Annotated in this window: 17 protein-coding genes; 9 read left to right on the forward strand and 8 right to left on the reverse strand. The window is 61.5% G+C overall.

Annotated elements, in window-relative coordinates; all coding sequences use genetic code 11:
* Positions 1 to 106: 106 nt before the first annotated feature.
* Positions 107 to 1501 carry a Si-specific NAD(P)(+) transhydrogenase gene (sthA, locus tag HU749_RS10595; protein WP_003183399.1) on the forward strand — a complete coding sequence of 465 codons (1395 nt, stop codon included), beginning with the start codon at positions 107 to 109 and terminating at the stop codon, positions 1499 to 1501.
* 42 nt (positions 1502 to 1543) lie between these two features.
* Here the strand turns inward: sthA and HU749_RS10600 are convergent, their stop codons facing one another.
* Positions 1544 to 2266 (reverse strand): glycerophosphodiester phosphodiesterase, encoded by a 723-nt coding sequence (locus HU749_RS10600; RefSeq protein WP_003199672.1) that lies wholly within the window; start codon positions 2264 to 2266, stop codon positions 1544 to 1546.
* Positions 2263 to 2859 (reverse strand): PilZ domain-containing protein, encoded by a 597-nt coding sequence (locus tag HU749_RS10605; RefSeq protein ID WP_186650322.1) that lies wholly within the window; start codon positions 2857 to 2859, stop codon positions 2263 to 2265. Before HU749_RS10605 ends, HU749_RS10600 begins: the two co-directional genes overlap by 4 nt.
* 94 nt (positions 2860 to 2953) lie before the next feature.
* Here HU749_RS10605 and HU749_RS10610 point away from each other — a divergent pair, with 94 nt between their 5' ends.
* The 3 genes from HU749_RS10610 to HU749_RS10620 all read left to right on the forward strand — a co-directional run bounded on the left by HU749_RS10610 (position 2954) and on the right by HU749_RS10620 (position 6203).
* Complete coding sequence (locus HU749_RS10610) at positions 2954 to 4204, forward strand: lipoprotein-releasing ABC transporter permease subunit (RefSeq protein WP_186650324.1); 1251 nt, start codon at positions 2954 to 2956, stop codon at positions 4202 to 4204.
* Positions 4205 to 4211: 7 nt separating this feature from the next.
* Entirely contained in the window at positions 4212 to 4895 is a 684-nt protein-coding gene (gene lolD / locus HU749_RS10615) for a lipoprotein-releasing ABC transporter ATP-binding protein LolD (RefSeq protein ID WP_162843734.1), read from the forward strand.
* A gap of 63 nt (positions 4896 to 4958) precedes the next feature.
* Entirely contained in the window at positions 4959 to 6203 is a 1245-nt protein-coding gene (locus HU749_RS10620; protein WP_014339346.1) for a lipoprotein-releasing ABC transporter permease subunit, read from the forward strand.
* A gap of 86 nt (positions 6204 to 6289) precedes the next feature.
* Here HU749_RS10620 and HU749_RS10625 read toward each other — a convergent pair whose 3' ends face one another.
* Positions 6290 to 7642: a heavy metal sensor histidine kinase gene (locus HU749_RS10625; RefSeq protein WP_186650326.1), complete on the reverse strand. Its 1353-nt coding sequence runs from the start codon at positions 7640 to 7642 to the stop codon at positions 6290 to 6292.
* Entirely contained in the window at positions 7639 to 8319 is a 681-nt protein-coding gene (locus tag HU749_RS10630) for a heavy metal response regulator transcription factor (protein ID WP_014339344.1), read from the reverse strand. Before HU749_RS10630 ends, HU749_RS10625 begins: the two co-directional genes overlap by 4 nt.
* A gap of 157 nt (positions 8320 to 8476) precedes the next feature.
* Between HU749_RS10630 and copI the strand changes: the two genes are divergently transcribed.
* Together copI and queF are read left to right on the forward strand one after the other, a co-directional pair.
* Positions 8477 to 9022: a copper-resistant cuproprotein CopI gene (copI, locus tag HU749_RS10635; protein ID WP_186650328.1), complete on the forward strand. Its 546-nt coding sequence runs from the start codon at positions 8477 to 8479 to the stop codon at positions 9020 to 9022.
* A 61-nt stretch (positions 9023 to 9083) separates the two neighbouring features.
* Entirely contained in the window at positions 9084 to 9914 is an 831-nt protein-coding gene (queF, locus tag HU749_RS10640) for an NADPH-dependent 7-cyano-7-deazaguanine reductase QueF (protein WP_079304355.1), read from the forward strand.
* 185 nt (positions 9915 to 10099) lie between these two features.
* Here queF and HU749_RS10645 read toward each other — a convergent pair whose 3' ends face one another.
* Positions 10100 to 10363 carry a DUF4404 family protein gene (locus tag HU749_RS10645; protein WP_079304357.1) on the reverse strand — a complete coding sequence of 88 codons (264 nt, stop codon included), beginning with the start codon at positions 10361 to 10363 and terminating at the stop codon, positions 10100 to 10102.
* Positions 10364 to 10472: 109 nt separating this feature from the next.
* Positions 10473 to 11093 carry an HAD superfamily inactivated hydrolase PcrP gene (gene pcrP, locus HU749_RS10650; protein ID WP_186650330.1) on the reverse strand — a complete coding sequence of 207 codons (621 nt, stop codon included), beginning with the start codon at positions 11091 to 11093 and terminating at the stop codon, positions 10473 to 10475.
* 202 nt (positions 11094 to 11295) lie between these two features.
* Between pcrP and HU749_RS10655 the strand changes: the two genes are divergently transcribed.
* The 3 genes from HU749_RS10655 to rssC all read left to right on the forward strand — a co-directional run bounded on the left by HU749_RS10655 (position 11296) and on the right by rssC (position 13994).
* A complete protein-coding gene (locus HU749_RS10655; protein WP_079304360.1) occupies positions 11296 to 11985 on the forward strand; it encodes an MlaA family lipoprotein in 690 nt (229 codons plus the stop codon).
* A gap of 345 nt (positions 11986 to 12330) precedes the next feature.
* The gene (gene rssB / locus HU749_RS10660; RefSeq protein WP_057452379.1) at positions 12331 to 13512 is read left to right on the forward strand and encodes a two-component system response regulator RssB; all 1182 of its coding nucleotides are present in this window, start codon (positions 12331 to 12333) and stop codon (positions 13510 to 13512) included.
* Positions 13512 to 13994 carry an anti-sigma factor antagonist RssC gene (rssC, locus tag HU749_RS10665; protein WP_014339337.1) on the forward strand — a complete coding sequence of 161 codons (483 nt, stop codon included), beginning with the start codon at positions 13512 to 13514 and terminating at the stop codon, positions 13992 to 13994. The genes rssB and rssC overlap by 1 nt, the downstream gene beginning before the upstream one ends.
* A gap of 225 nt (positions 13995 to 14219) precedes the next feature.
* Here the strand turns inward: rssC and tal are convergent, their stop codons facing one another.
* Positions 14220 to 15146, reverse strand: coding sequence for a transaldolase (tal, locus tag HU749_RS10670; RefSeq protein ID WP_003199698.1), 927 nt, complete (start codon positions 15144 to 15146; stop codon positions 14220 to 14222).
* Between the two features lie 178 nt (positions 15147 to 15324).
* The gene (gene dusA, locus HU749_RS10675) at positions 15325 to 16311 is read right to left on the reverse strand and encodes a tRNA dihydrouridine(20/20a) synthase DusA (protein ID WP_186650332.1); all 987 of its coding nucleotides are present in this window, start codon (positions 16309 to 16311) and stop codon (positions 15325 to 15327) included.
* Between the last annotated feature and the right edge of the window lie 7 nt (positions 16312 to 16318).

Genomic DNA, 16318 nt, shown 5'->3' on the forward strand with positions numbered 1-16318 from the left:
GGCCGGGCTCGTGAACCGGCCCCAAATTGTTCCTTCATGCCGCGGGCCGGCATGATTTAGCCGTCGGTGCCAAGTGAGGCACAGCGGCCTGTTCTGAGGAGTACGCATGGCTGTCTACAACTACGACGTGGTGGTACTGGGTTCCGGCCCGGCGGGGGAAGGCGCGGCAATGAACGCCGCCAAGGCAGGGCGCAAGGTGGCGATGGTCGACAGCCGTCGGCAGGTCGGCGGCAACTGCACCCACTTGGGTACCATCCCGTCCAAGGCCTTGCGTCACTCGGTCCGGCAGATCATGCAGTTCAACACCAACCCGATGTTCCGGGCCATCGGCGAGCCGCGCTGGTTCTCCTTCCCGGACGTGCTCAAGAGCGCCGAGAAGGTGATCTCCAAGCAGGTGGCCTCGCGCACCGGCTACTACGCCCGCAACCGCGTGGATGTGTTCTTCGGCACCGGCAGCTTTGCCGACGAGCAGACGGTTGAAGTGGTCTGCGGCAATGGCGTGGTCGAGAAGCTGGTGGCCAAGCACATCATCATCGCCACCGGTTCGCGCCCGTATCGTCCGGCCGACATCGATTTCAACCATGCACGTATCTACGATAGCGACACCATCCTGAGCCTGGGGCACACCCCGCGTAAGCTCATCGTCTACGGCGCTGGCGTGATCGGTTGCGAATACGCCTCGATCTTCAGCGGCCTGGGTGTGCTGGTGGAACTGGTGGACAACCGCGGCCAGTTGCTGAGCTTCCTGGACTCGGAAATCTCCCAGGCCCTGAGCTATCACTTCAGCAACAACAACATTACCGTGCGCCACAACGAAGACTACGACCGCGTCGAAGGCGTCGACAATGGCGTGATCCTGCACCTCAAGTCCGGCAAGAAGATCAAGGCCGACGCCTTGCTCTGGTGTAACGGCCGTACCGGCAACACCGACACCCTGGGCCTGGAAAACATCGGCGTGAAGGTCAACAGCCGTGGCCAGATCGAAGTCGACGAGAACTACCGTACCTGCGTACCGAACATCTACGGTGCCGGTGACGTGATCGGCTGGCCGAGCCTGGCCAGTGCCGCCCACGACCAGGGCCGTTCGGCTGCTGGCAGCATTGTCGACAATGGCAGCTGGCGCTTCGTCAACGACGTGCCGACCGGGATCTACACCATTCCGGAGATCAGCTCGATCGGCAAGAACGAGCAGGAGCTGACCCAGGCCAAGGTGCCGTACGAAGTGGGCAAGGCCTTCTTCAAGAGCATGGCGCGGGCGCAGATCGCCGGCGAGCCGCAAGGCATGCTGAAGATCCTGTTCCACCGCGAGACCCTGGAAGTGCTGGGCGTGCACTGCTTCGGCTACCAGGCGTCGGAGATCGTGCACATCGGCCAGGCGATCATGAACCAGCCGGGCGAATTGAACACGTTGAAGTACTTCGTCAACACCACGTTCAACTACCCGACCATGGCCGAAGCCTATCGGGTAGCCGCCTATGACGGGCTCAACCGGCTTTTTTGAGCGGCTCCGGCCGGTGGCCTGAGCCGGCCGGGGAGACCGATTTCAGCAATTCTCGAGGGTGGCAGTGGCCAAACCGGGAAAGTCTGTAATCAGGCTGTCAGCGCCAAAGTCGGCGAGCCTGCGCATCAGCGCGGGCTCGTTGACGGTCCACACCGACACATGCAGCCCCTGGCGCTGCGCCTTGATCAGGCGTTCCGGCGTGCACAGGGTCCAGTTCAGCGCCAGAATCTCGCAGCCGTAACTCTGGGCGACCTTCAACGGGTCGAGCCAGGCGTATTCGGCCACCAGTCCGCGGGAGATGTCCGGGGTCAGGTCCAGGGCTGCCTTGAGCACTTCCCGGGAACTGGACGTGATGGTGATTTTGTCCAGCAGCCCGAAGCGCTGGGCCATTTCGCGGATGCCCAGCACCGTGGCGGCGGCGCGGGTGCGCGAGGCGCTCTTGACCTCCAGTTGCCAGTGCTCGAAATCACACTTCTCGAACAGTTCCTCAAGGCGTGGGATCGGGCACGGCTTGATCCAGCCCGGGCCACCCTTGCGCGCATCGTAGGTCACCAGCTCGGCGGCGGTATGCTCGACCACCTTGCCCCGGCGATCGGTGGTGCGCTTGAGGGTCGGGTCGTGGATCACCATCAACTCGCCGTCCATCGAAAGGTGCAGGTCCAGCTCGCAACGGCGTACGCCGTGCTTGAGGCATTCCTGAAAACCGGTCAGGGTGTTTTCCGGCGCTTCGCCCTTGGCGCCGCGGTGGCCATAAATGAGGGTCACGGTTCTTCCTTATTGATACCTGAGTCGTTCTGTTCCCGGGCCAGGCGACGCTCTTGCGCCTGTTTCTGCAGGATGTAGCGGGCCAGCAACTGGCGCTGGGCGTCGGTCGGGCGTTCGAACTCGGTGCCCACGTCGTAGCCGTCGCCCTTGGGGTCGCAGTGGGTGACCCGCGCCCGCAGCAACAAGCCGAGGGCCTGGGGCATCAGCACCAGTTTGATCGACAGGTGGGAGCCGATGGCGATCGGTGTGGGGTGTTGGAAGTCGACGCCGCCTTCGGAAATGATCACCGGCTGTGGTTCGCCGATTTCGCCGAGCGCAGTGAGGGCAATGACCTGGCTGAGCAGGTCGATGCGTTTGTTCATTGCCTTGAGGTACGCCGCGATGCTGCGTTCGCGCTCGCTGATCTGGCGCAGCAGGTGCTGTGACTCGAATTCGCTCAGGTGCAATTCACTGAGCAGATTGAACAATGGAGAAGCATCCTGCAACACTTCCTGGCCAGCAGCTTCAGGAATGGACAGGGGCCGAATTTCCAGTGCGATCGTGTCCTCGATACGGTAGTATTCGCGGCGATCTTCTTCATCTAATGTCGACATGGCGAACCCATGGTAGCGGCGGTGGTCTGAGTGTAAAGCTGGTTTGTGACCCCCGCCACAAGGACGTTCCTTTTCCCTCCGAACAAGCCCCGACATGTTCAGACCTCTCTTCGTATTTATCGGCACGCGTTATACCCGTGCAAAGCGTCGCAATCATTTCGTATCGTTCATTTCCCTGACCTCTATCATCGGGCTGGCCCTTGGCGTGGTCGTGATGATCGTCGTGCTCTCGGTGATGAACGGCTTCGACCATGAGATGCGCACCCGCGTGCTGGGCATGGTGCCCCACGCGACCCTCGAATCCGGCGAAGCCATCAGCGATTGGCCGAGCCTGGCCGCCAAGGTCAAGCAGAACCCGCAGGTGCTGGCCGTGGCGCCGTTCACCCAGATGCAGGGGCTGCTGACCAACGACGGCAAGGTGTCAAAGGTCTTGCTCAATGGCATCGACCCCGGGCTCGAGCGGCAGGTCTCGATCATCGACAACTTCATGCAGCAGGGCAAACTCGACGACCTGGCGCCAGGCAGTTTCGGCATCGTCATCGGCGACAAGGCCGCGGCCAAGCTCGGCGTCGCCATTGGCGACAAGCTGACCTTCGTCGCCCCGGAAGTCACCGTGACCCCGGGCGGCATGTTCCCGCGCATGAAACGCTTTACCGTGGTCGGCATTTTCCATGTCGGCGCCGGCGAGCTGGACGGTTACCTGGGCGTCACCAACCTTCAGGACCTGGCGCGCCTGCATCGCTGGAAGCCGGATCAGGTCCAGGGCCTGCGGTTGAAGTTCGATGATCTGTTCCAGGCACCGCGCGTTGCATGGACCATCGCCCAGCAGCTCGGGGAAGACCGCTTCTACGCCCGGGACTGGACCCGCACCCACGGCAACCTGTACCAGGCGATCCGCATGGAAAAAGCCATGATCGGCCTGCTGCTGTTGCTGATCGTTGCCGTGGCGGCGTTCAACATCATCTCCACCCTGGTGATGGTGGTGAACGACAAGAAGGGCGACATCGCCATCCTGCGCACCCTCGGCGCCACGCCGGGGCAGATCATGCGGATCTTCATGGTCCAGGGCACGGTCATCGGTGTGATCGGTACGTTCGTCGGCGCCCTGGTCGGGATGTTCGCCGCGCTGAATGTCAGCGCCGCGATTGCCGGCCTGGAAGGCCTGATCGGGCACAAGTTTCTCAACGCCGACGTGTACTTCATCGACTACCTGCCATCGCAATTGCAGGCCGATGACGTGTTGATGGTCTGCGGCGCCGCGTTGGTCCTGAGTTTCCTCGCCACCCTGTATCCTGCCTGGCGTGCCGCGCGCACCCAGCCTGCGGAGGCGTTACGTTATGAGTGAGTCGGGCATGAGTGAAAAAGCAATCTTGAGCTGCCGCAACCTGGGCAAATCCTATGAGGAAGGCCCGGAGTCGGTGGTGGTGTTGTCGGGCCTGCAACTGGAGTTGCATCCTGGCGAGCGCGTGGCGATTGTCGGCACCTCCGGGTCGGGCAAAAGTACCTTGCTCAACCTGCTGGGCGGCCTGGATACGCCAACCGCCGGCAGTGTCTGGCTGGCCGGCGAAGAGCTTTCGGCGCTGAACGAGAAGGCCCGTGGCCTGCTGCGCAACCGTTCCCTGGGCTTCGTCTACCAGTTCCACCATTTGCTGCCCGAGTTCACCGCGCTGGAAAACGTCTGCATGCCGCTGTTGATCGGTCGCACGGCGATTCCTGAGGCCCGTCAGCGAGCCACGGCGTTGCTGGAGCGGGTAGGGCTGGGGCATCGCCTGGAGCACAAGCCGGCCGAGCTGTCCGGTGGTGAGCGCCAGCGCGTGGCGATTGCCCGGGCCCTGGTCAACAAGCCTGGCCTGGTGATGCTCGACGAGCCGACCGGCAACCTCGACTCCCACACTGCCCAAGGCATCCAGGACTTGATGCTGGAGCTCAGCACGTCGATGCGCACCGCGTTCCTGGTGGTGACCCACGACATGAACCTGGCCCGGCAGATGGACCGCGTCCTGCACTTGCAGGAAGGTTGCCTGACGCCCATCTGACCGACCGAAACCCGGTACTTGCTGCAAGTGCCGGGTCTTTTATTTTCATACGGTGCCCCGCGAATGTTCAGACCGTTATCGATCTTTATCGGCACGCGCTATACCCGCGCCAAGCGCCGCAATCGCTTTGTTTCGTTCATCTCCATGACCTCGATGATCGGCCTCGCCCTGGGTGTGCTGGCGATGATCGTGGTGTTGTCGGTGATGAACGGCTTCCAGCGCGAAATGAGCTCGCGCATCCTCGGCATGGTGCCCCACGCCACTATCGTCGGCGTCAATCCGATCGACGATTGGCAGCCGGTGGCCGCTGCGGCGCTGAAAAATCCTGAAGTCATCGCTGCCGTGCCGTTTACCGAGATGGAAGGGATGCTGAGCCATAAGGGCTCGATGCAGCCGATCCAGATCAGCGGCGTCGATCCGGCCCAGGAGGGCAAGGTGTCCATCGTCGCCCAGCATATCGTCCAGGGGCGTCTCGATGCCTTGAAGCCGGGCGAGTTTGGCGTGGTGATTGGCGAAATTACCGCCCGGCGTTTTCGCTTGAACGTCGGCGACAAAATCACCCTGATCGTGCCGGAAGTCAGCACGGCTCCCGGTGGCATCACCCCACGGATGCAGCGGCTGAATGTGGTGGGTGTGTTCAAGGTGGGCGCGGAGCTGGACGGCTCCATGGCGCTGATCCACCTGGCCGATGCCGCACAGATGCAGCATTGGCAGCCGAACCAGGTACAAAGCGTGCGCCTGGCGGTGAAGGATTTGTACGCGGCGCCGAAGGTCTCCGGTGACATCGCCACCGGCCTGGGCGCGGCCTACAAGGCCGACGACTGGACCCACACCCAGGGCAGCCTGTTCAGTGCCATGAAAATGGAAAAAACCATGATCGGCTTGCTGTTGCTGATGATCGTCGCGGTGGCGGCGTTCAACATCATCGCCACCCTGATCATGGTAGTGAACGACAAAGGCGCGGACATCGCGATCCTGCGCACCATCGGCGCCACGCCGCGGCAGATCATGGCGATCTTCATGGTCCAGGGCACGGTGATCGGCGTTGTCGGCACGCTGATTGGCGGCGTGCTGGGGGTGATCGCGGCGCTGAACGTCAGTGCGCTGGTGGGCTGGCTGGAGCGGGTCAGCGGCCAGCACATCTTCAGTTCCGACGTGTACTTCGTCAGCAACCTGCCGTCGGAGCTGCAGCGTGGCGACGTGGTGCTGATCTGCTCGGCCGGGTTCATCCTGAGCTTCCTCGCCACCGTGTACCCGGCGTGGCGTGCGGCGAAGATCGAACCGGCGCAGGCGTTGCGGTATTCCTGATACGACACAGACCTCTGTGGCAGAAGGGCTTGCTGAAGACTCCGCCACAGATATGTTCCTTCGCCACCGGGGGGGGGGCGTTGGGCTTAATCTCCCTTCGGTAGCTCAATCATGAACCGCGTCCAACCATCGGCCGACTCGCAACGGATCTGCCCGCCATGGGCGCGGATGATCGAGCGGGTGATGGCCAGTCCGAGCCCCGCGTGTTCGCTGCTGCCCTCCTGGCGGGCCGGGTCGGCGCGGTAGAAGCGGTCGAACAGGCGCGGCAACAAGTCCGCTGCAATCCCCTCGCCACTGTTCTCCACGCTGATGTTCACCCCTTGAGCCTCATCGACAATGTGCACCCGCACTTCGCCGTCAGCGGGGGTGAAGCGCAGCGCATTGTCCAGCAGGTTGGAGAGCGCCCGGCGCAACATGTTGCGATCACCCTCGATGCGGCTCTCGCCCACGCGGCTCAAGCGGACGTTGGCGTCTTCGGCCAGGGGCGCGAAGAAGTCCAGCAGCACGTCCACCTCTTCGGCCAATTGCAGCGGTTCGCGATTGAGCGCCAGCAGGCCGTGGTCGGCCTTGGCCAGGTACAGCATGTCGTTGACCAGTTGCGCCATCCATTGCAGTTCTTCGAGGTTGCTGTGCAACGCCTCGCGGTAATCCTCCAGGGGCCGTTCGCGGGTGAGGGTGACCTGGGTGTGGGTCAGCAGGTTCGACAGCGGTGTGCGCAATTCATGGGCGATGTCGGCAGAGAACGCTGAGAGCCGCTGAAACGCATCGTCGAGGCGTCCGAGCATGGCGTTGATGCTGTGGGCCAATTCCGCCAGTTCGGCGGGCATTTGCTCTTCGGGCAGTCGGGCGTTGAGGGAACGGGCCGAGACACTGCCGGCAATGGCGCCCATGCGCCGCAAGGGGCGCAAGGCCCGCCGGGCGGCCCAGGCACCCAGCAGGGCGGTGGCCAGGGCCGAGAGGCCGACGGTCAGCCAGATCAGGCGCTGCATGCGTTGCAGGAAGTGCTGGTGGTGGGTGATGTCCAACAGCAGGGTCAGTTGCGGCGAATTGGCTCGGTCGGGATACAGTGGGGCGTTCAACACCCGGTAATCGTTGTCGGCATCGCTGAGGGTCGACAGGCCGGGACGCTCCGGCAATTGAGCCGGAATCCGGATCGAGCTGTCGTACCAGCGCACACCATCGCTGCCTTTGATGCGCAGCGCCAGGTCGGCCTGGCGGCTCAGTTCATCTTCCAGGCGCGCCTGGGTCTGCTCAGCGTCGAGGTCTTGCAGGGCCCGGCGCAGGCCGATCAGCTTGCCTTCGAGCAGTTGCTGGTCCAGCTCGATGAAGTGCGCCTCGCTGCCACGGCTGAACAACACCCCGGCGAACAATGACACCACGGCGGTGCAGGCGGCGAACAGCAGCGCCAGACGACTACTCAGCGACCACCGGCCCCTCACAGGGCGCGCTCTTCAAGCACATAGCCCATGCCCCGCACGGTATGGATCAGTTTGCTGGGGAAGTCGTCGTCAATCTTGATTCGCAGGCGTCGTATCGCGACTTCGATGACGTTGGTGTCGCTGTCGAAATTCATGTCCCAGACCTGGGACGCGATCAGTGATTTGGGCAGCACTTCGCCCTGGCGGCGCAGGAGCATTTCCAGCAAGGCGAACTCCTTGGCGGTGAGGTCGATGCGCCGCCCGCTGCGTTCGACGCGGCGGCGGATCAGGTCCAGGCGCAAGTCGGCCAGCTGCAGGCTGGTTTCCTGTTGCGTCGAACTGCCTCGTCGCAACAGGCTGCGCACCCGCGCCAGCAACTCGGAAAAGGCAAAGGGCTTGACCAGGTAATCATCGGCGCCCAGCTCCAGGCCGTGGACCCGATCCTGTACCGCATCCCGCGCGGTGAGAAACAGTACCGGCGTATCCAATCCGGCCCCGCGGACCGCTTGCAGGATCTGCCAGCCATCGCGGCCGGGCAACATCACGTCGAGGATCAGCAAGGCGTATTCACCGCTCAAGGCCAGTTGCTGGCCGGTGATGCCATCGGCCACCAGGTCGGCATTGAACCCGGCTTCACTCAGGCCTTGGCGCAGGTATTGGCCGGTTTTGGTTTGGTCTTCGACGATCAGCAGTTTCATGGGCAGCTCAGGGCATGATTTGAACGTGGGCGTTATACCGCGGCGGCCGGGGTCGTGGCACAACCTGACAGAGTTGTAATGCAACTGTCAGTCAATTGGCAGCCGCACCGATCTAGAGTCTTGGGCAAGTTGAACCTTACCTTGTCGGAGTATGAACATGTTGATGGTAAACCGTCTGATCCTGGCCGCCTCTGCGTGGGTATTGAGTACCTCGTTGTGGGCATCACCCGGTGCGCACTTTGATTTCGGCCAGCCCGCACCGGCGGCCAAGGCCAGTCGCACCATCGAGGTGGTGATGGGCGACATGTCGTTCAATCCCGGTACGCTGGATATCAAGGCGGGCGAGACGGTGCGGTTCGTACTGATCAATAAAGGCCAGTTGTTGCACGAATTCAACCTTGGTAACGCCGCGATGCATGCCCAGCACCAGCAGGAAATGCTCAAGATGCAACAGAGCGGCATGTTGACGCCGACCGGGATGAAGCCGGGAATGGACCATGCTTCGATGAATCCGGCCTCGATGGGGCACGGTGGCAAAGACGGCATGATGCGCCACGACGACGCTAACAGCGTGCTGGTTGAGCCGGGCAAGTCCGCCGAGCTGACCTGGGCTTTTGGCAGGGCTACCCGGCTGGAATTTGCCTGCAATGTCCCCGGTCATTACCAGGCCGGGATGAAGGGCGACCTGACAGTCAGTCAGTAAGCACTCAAAGGCTGCGGCAAAGGCTGATAGAATCGGCTGATTCTTCAGTCAGGTTTCCGTCATGCATCCCGCAGCCGAACATTCGCCGCTGGGCAAATCCAGCGAATACATCGCCACGTACACGCCGTCACTGCTGTTCCCCATCCCGCGCACGGCGAAATGGGCGGAACTGGGCCTGACGGCCGAGACCCTGCCGTACAAAGGCGTGGATTTCTGGAACTGCTTCGAGCTGTCGTGGCTGCTGCCGTCCGGCAAGCCGGTGGTGGCCATCGGTGAATTCGCGATCCCGGCGGATTCGCCGAATATCATCGAGTCCAAATCCTTCAAGCTGTACCTCAATTCCTTGAACCAGACCCCGTTCGCCGATACCGCGAGCCTGGAAGCGACCCTGCGCCAGGACTTGTCAGCGGCTGCCGGCAAAACAGTGGGCGTGCGGATCCGCAGCCTCAAGGACGTGGAGCATGAAGGCATCGTGGCGTTGCCCGGTTCGTGCATCGACGATTTGGACATCAGCGTCGACTCCTACGCGCACCCGCGCCCGGAACTGCTGCGTTGCGATGCTTCGCGCATTGTCGAGCAAAGCCTGCACAGCCACCTGCTCAAGTCCAACTGCCCGGTGACCAGCCAGCCAGACTGGGGCAGCGTGGCGGTGGAATATCGCGGTGCGGCCCTGGACCCCGCCAGCCTGCTGGCCTACATCGTCAGCTTCCGCCAGCATTCGGATTTCCATGAGCAGTGCGTGGAGCGGATCTTTCTCGACCTGCAGCGCTTGCTCAAGCCGGAGAAACTGACGGTGTACGCGCGGTATGTGCGGCGGGGCGGGCTGGACATCAACCCGTATCGCAGTACCGAAGATGTCCAACTACCGAACCACCGTCTGGTCCGCCAATAAACGCTCCTTGTGAAAGTGAGCTCTTGTGGGAGCGAGCTTGCTCGCGATGAGTCCGGTACATTCGACATTGATGTCAGCTGACACACCGCTATCGCGAGCAAGCTCGCTCCCACAGGGATTGCATTGCAGGTCGTGAAACTAAAAAGCCCCGCTATCGATAGCAGGGCTTTTTGCATTTAAAGGGTTCAGATCCCCATATTGCCCAAGGCTTGCACGATGTTGCGCAGGGTCCCGGCAAGGGTGGGGTGTTCCACCTCGAAGCGTTCAACCGCCAGGTTCACATTGTCGGCGAGGTTGTTGTCCGGTGCTTTGGTTTCCAACTCAAGCTCAAGTTCGATCTTTTGCATCAGCACGTGCAGGTCTTCGCGCTCGACTTCGGAAAGTGGTGGATTCTGTTCCAATTGCTCGCGCAGTTTGTTGAGCTGTTCTTGCAGTTCGCGGGCAGGCATTGGCGTACTCCCTTTATTGATAGGCACAGCCATGGACCGCGACGCTGGGTCAAAAGTCCGTGGCTTGCCTTAAGAGTAATCCACACTCACGCTCCCTGCATGATCCCGGTCATGGCTTCTCGCCTTTGAGTCGGCGCAGGCTGATGTCCGCCAGGCAAGTGTCGAGTTCGCCCAGGTGGTCGATCACCGAATGCACTCCCAAGCCGAACAATTGCACGGTGGCCTTGGCGCGCTTGGTTTCCCGTTCCTGTTGGCTCAGCGCCTGCCATTCGCCAGGCGCCAAGCCGCACAGCGAGCCGCAGGACGCCAGGCCGATGGTCCACAAACCGGCGTTGAGCCCCGACTGCAACAACCTGGGTTCGCCACTGACCAACACGCAACCGTCCAGTTGCTGGACATTGAGCGCCATCAGGGCCTGCCAACAGGCATGCGGCGCCGGCCAAGGATTATTTGTTGCTGGAAGTTGCGGCGGTTTGATCCATGTCGGCAATGAAGCCGCCAGGGCATGGCTGACGGCAGGTGGCAATTCGTCGAGCCAGGCGCAGGGGATTTCCTGGTGCTGCAAGTGGTGCAAGCTCTCAAGGGCGCCCGGTGTTGGCTGTGCATGCTCATCCGGCGCTGCCCCTGGCTGACGGATGCGTGCGCCGAAATCCACCAGGCATCCGCTCAGGCCAAACAGGACGGCGGTCAGGCTGGCGGCGGGGAGGGGCAGGGCTTCGGGGCGGGGCATGGGAACGTCCTTGAAATAACCAGCAGCCTAAAGGGCCTCGATGACAGTCCGGTGACAGTGAAATGAAGGGCAGCGCTCGCGGAAACGTCCTACGGCCCGCTTGTTTTTTCGGTGCTGCCTATCCACGCGTTCCGTCTTATACTAGCCAGCTTACCGCCTGGGCTCGGCGCCCTTGCTTGAACAATCCAAGGAGTTTTCCTCTATGCGCTGGAGCCATCGTCTAGCTCAGCTGTGTCTTTCCACCTGCGTCCTGCTGGTACCGTTCGCCACTCAGGCCGCCACGGAAGAAGATCCTTGGGAAAGCATCAACCGTCCAATCTTCACCTTCAACGACACCGTTGATACCTATGCGCTCAAGCCACTGGCCCAGGGTTATCAATACGTGACGCCGCAGTTCCTCGAAGACGGCATCCACAACATGTTCCGCAACATCGGTGACGTCGGCAACCTGGCCAACAATGTGCTGCAGGCCAAGCCGGCCGCTGCCGGGGTCGACACCGCCCGGTTGATCTTCAACACCACCTTCGGCCTGCTGGGCTTCTTCGATGTGGGTACCCAGATGGGCTTGCAGCGCAGCGATGAAGATTTTGGCCAGACCCTGGGCTACTGGGGCCTGGGCAGTGGGCCGTATGTGATGTTGCCGCTGTTGGGGCCAAGCACCCTGCGTGACGCGCCGGCCAAGCTGGTCGATGACTACACCGCCCCGTATCGTTATATCGATAACGTCTCGGTGCGTAACTCTATTCGAGGCCTGAACGTCGTCGACACCCGCGCCAGCCTGTTGTCGGCCGAGAAGATGGTGAGCGGCGACAAGTATGTCTTCATCCGCAACGCCTACCTGCAAAACCGCGAATTCAAGGTCAAGGATGGCCAGGTCGAAGACGATTTTTAATTTCGACCTGTAAAACCACGAAGGCGGCCCAAAAGGCCGCCTTCTGTGCTTTGGCGTCGGCTTTGAGCGGGTTTGATCCTTCCATTGAGTTACGCTTCGCTCGGTTCTTATAACTCTCTGTGCTTTGACAAATAAAGACGGCAAGCGGCTATCTGCCTGAGCTTGAAACGCCCCGCGGATGGGAGTACCGTCTGCGCCTTAGAAGGGCACCTCTGATGTAGTTGCGTGTAGGGCAAAGGCCTGAAACCGGTACGACAGAGAGGCTAGAAAGCGAATCCAGTAGTGCGTGCCAGGCCAGACCGCCCAGCCCGCTACGCCAACCTAATTCTGGCGCCGTTTGCCCACATGCCAAAAACCAGTGCCACGCTGCTGATAATCGATGATGACGAAGTGGTGCGAGCCAGTCTCGCAGCCTACTTGGAAGACAGTGGTTTCAGCGTCCTGCAGGCCAGCAATGGCCAACAGGGTCTTCAGGTATTCGAGCAAGACAAGCCCGACCTGGTCATCTGCGACCTGCGCATGCCGCAGATGGGCGGACTCGAACTCATTCGCCAGGTCACCGAGCTTTCCTCGCAGACCCCGGTGATCGTGGTTTCGGGCGCGGGCGTGATGAACGACGCCGTCGAGGCGTTGCGCCTGGGCGCGGCGGACTACCTGATCAAGCCTCTTGAAGACCTTGCGGTGCTCGAGCATTCGGTGCGCCGGGCCTTGGACCGTTCGCGGTTGTTGTTGGAGAACCAGCGTTACCGCGAAAAGCTGGAAACCGCCAACCGCGAGCTGGAAGCCAGCCTGAACCTGTTGCAGGAAGACCAGAACGCCGGGCGCCAGGTGCAGATGAACATGCTGCCGGTCAGCCCCTGGGCCGTCGACGATTTCCGTTTTGCCCACCAGATCATCCCGTCGTTGTACCTGTCGGGCGATTTCGTGGACTATTTCCGGGTCGACGAGCGGCGAGTGGCGTTCTACCTGGCGGACGTTTCCGGCCATGGTGCTTCTTCGGCATTCGTGACGGTGCTGTTGAAATTCATGACCACACGCCTGTTGTTCGAATCCAAGCGCAACGGCACGCTGCCAGAGTTCAAGCCCTCGGAAGTCCTTGGGCATATCAACCGAGGCCTGATCAGTTGTAAGCTGGGCAAACACGTCACAATGGTCGGTGGAGTCATCGACGAGGAGACTGGTTTGTTGACCTATAGCATCGGCGGTCACCTGCCTTTGCCTGTGTTGTATACGCCAGACAGCGTTCGTTACCTGGAAGGGCGTGGTTTACCGGTGGGCCTGTTCAACGAGGCCACCTACGAAGACCACGTACTGGAATTGCCGCCGACATTCAGCCTGACGCTGATGTCTGATGGCATTTTGGACCTTTTGACAGAACCTACACTCAAAGAGAAAGAAGCGGCCTTGCCTGAACGGGTGAGTGCAGCGGGCGGCAGCCTGGAAGGCTTGCGTCAAGTGTTTGGATTAGCCACGCTCGGGGAGATGCCGGATGATATCGCCCTGTTAGTGTTGAGCAGGAACCTTTGATGAGTACCGGTAGAATCCAGTTCGCCGAGCAGGACGGCACCTTTGTCCTGAAGTTTGTCGGTGAAGTGCGCCTGACCCTGTGTTCGGCGCTGGATGCGACTATTGAGCGGATCTTCACCGCGCTGAACTTCAGCGCCATCGTGATCGACCTGACCGAAACCCGCAGCATCGACAGCACCACGTTGGGCCTGCTGGCCAAGCTGTCGATCCTGTCGCGGCAAAAGGTCGGCCTGCTGCCGACGGTCGTCACCACCCATAACGACATCACCCGTCTGCTGCAATCGATGGGCTTTGACCAGGTGTTCAACATCGTGGGCGACCCTGTGCCGTGCCCGGAATGCCTGGACGACCTGCCTGACCAGGACCAGTCCGAAGAAGAAGTGCGGATCAAGGTGCTCGAAGCCCACAAGATCCTGATGGGGCTCAACGACTCCAATCGTGAAGCCTTCCATGACCTGGTGAATGCGCTAGAGGGGCCTTGACCTCGGGGCATGTATTGGCCTGACGGACGCCTTCGCGAGCAAGCCCGCTCCCACAGGTCTTGCGCCGGTCAAAAAAACTGAATCCTACCCAAATCCCCCTGTGGGAGCGGGCTTGCTCGCGAAAGCGCCGGTTCAGCCACCTGATCCCTCAGCGCGAAGCCAAATCCCAATAAAAAAGGGCGAACCCACCAAGGTTCGCCCTTTTTGCATGCCTTGTGAATCAGCTCAAAGCTTGGCTTGCAGCAACGCCTCCAGCTTCTCCTGGTCCCGGGCAAACTGACGAATACCTTCGGCCAGTTTCTCGGTCGCCATGGCGTCCTCGTTGGACAGCCAGCGGAACTGCGCTTCATTGAGGATCAAGCGCGCTTCCCCGGCTTGCCCTGGCGCCAGCTTGCGCTCCAGCTTGCCTTCGTCGGCGGCCAGTTTTTCCAGCAGGTCCGGGCTGACGGTCAGGCGGTCGCAGCCGGCCAGTTGCTCGATCTGGTTGAGGTTGCGGAAGCTCGCGCCCATGACCACGGTCTTGTAGTCATTGGCCTTGTAGTAGTTGTAGATGCGCGTCACCGACTGCACGCCCGGATCATCCGCGCCGGTGTAGTCGTTGCCATTGGCTTTCTTGTACCAGTCGTAGATACGGCCCACGAACGGCGAAATCAGGAACACCCCGGCATCGGCGCAGGCCGCAGCCTGGGCGAAGGAGAACAGCAGGGTCAGGTTGCACTGGATGCCTTCACGCTCCAACTGCTCGGCAGCACGAATGCCTTCCCAGGTGGAAGCGATCTTGATCAGCACGCGCTCGCGGCCAATACCGGCCTTTTCGTACAGATCGATCAGGCGATGCGCACGCTTGAGCATGGCCTCGGTGTCGAACGACAGGCGCGCGTCCACCTCAGTGGAAATACGCCCAGGGATCACTTTCAGAATTTCTTGCCCGACCGCCACGGCAAAACGGTCGCTGGCCAGGCCCACATCGCCCTTGCAGTCCGCCACACAGGCGTTCAGCTGCTCGGCATAACCTTGAATGGCCGAGGCCTTGAGCAACAGGGAAGGGTTGGTAGTAGCGTCCACGGGTTTGACGCGGGCGATGGCCTCGAAGTCGCCGGTGTCGGCCACGACGGTGGTGAACTGTTTGAGTTGTTCCAGCTTGGAAGTCATGAGCGTGCTCTGTCCTATGGGTCCGTTGACATTACCCGAGGGCTGGCAGCCACTCAAGGGCGTGAAGGGGTATCGACGGGCCCCAGCGGCAACAACCTGAAAACGGCTGTTTGAAAGGCCGGGGCGGTATCGGTAGATACGATGCCAAAACAGCGCGCAGGTTCAAAGCAAGTGACGGTTAACGCCCTTCCAGCAGTTGCCCCGCCTGATCCAGCAGCGCCAATGGATCCTTGGTTTTGTGAATATCCACCGACAACAACTGCCGAAACCGCCGCGCCCCCGGGAACCCGGTGCCCAGCCCCAACACGTGACGAGTGATGTGGTGCATCGCCCCGCCAGCGGCCAGGTGATCGGCGATATAAGGCCGCAACTGCGCCAAAGCCTCGGCTCGGGTGATGATCGGCGCGGTGCTGCCGAACAGCTGCTGATCGACTTCGGCTAGCAGATACGGGTTGTGATAAGCCTCGCGCCCCAGCATCACGCCGTCGAAGGTCTGCAAATGCTCGTGGCACGCCTCCAGCGTCTTGATCCCGCCGTTGAGCACAATCTCCAACTCCGGAAAATCCGCCTTCAACCGCGCGGCCACGTCATAACGCAGCGGCGGGATGTCGCGATTCTCCTTCGGCGACAACCCCTCCAGAATCGCAATCCGCGCATGCACGGTAAAACTCGTGCAACCGGCCTCACGCACCGTCCCGACAAACTCACACAACTGCTCGTAACTGTCCCGCCCATTGATCCCGATGCGATGCTTGACCGTCACCGGAATCGACACCGCATCGCGCATGGCCTTCACACAATCAGCCACCAAACCCGGATGCCCCATCAGGCAGGCGCCGATCATGTTGTTCTGCACCCGATCGCTGGGGCAGCCGACATTGAGGTTTACTTCGTCGTAACCGTGTTCCTCGGCCATACGGGCGCAGGCGGCCAGGTCGGCCGGGACGCTGCCGCCTAGTTGCAGGGCTAGCGGGTGTTCGGATGGGTGGTGGCGCAGGAAGCGTTCGTGGTCGCCGTTGAGTAGCGCGCCGGTGGTGACCATTTCGGTGTAGAGCAGGGCGTGCTTGGAGAGGATGCGTAGGAAGAAGCGACAGTGGGCGTCGGTCCAGTCCATCATCGGCGCGACGGAAAAGCGGCGGGAGAGCGGGGCAGTTTGTAGGGGCATTGGGAAT

It is taken from the genome of Pseudomonas ogarae (assembly GCF_014268695.2).
GTDB lineage: Bacteria > Pseudomonadota > Gammaproteobacteria > Pseudomonadales > Pseudomonadaceae > Aquipseudomonas > Aquipseudomonas kilonensis.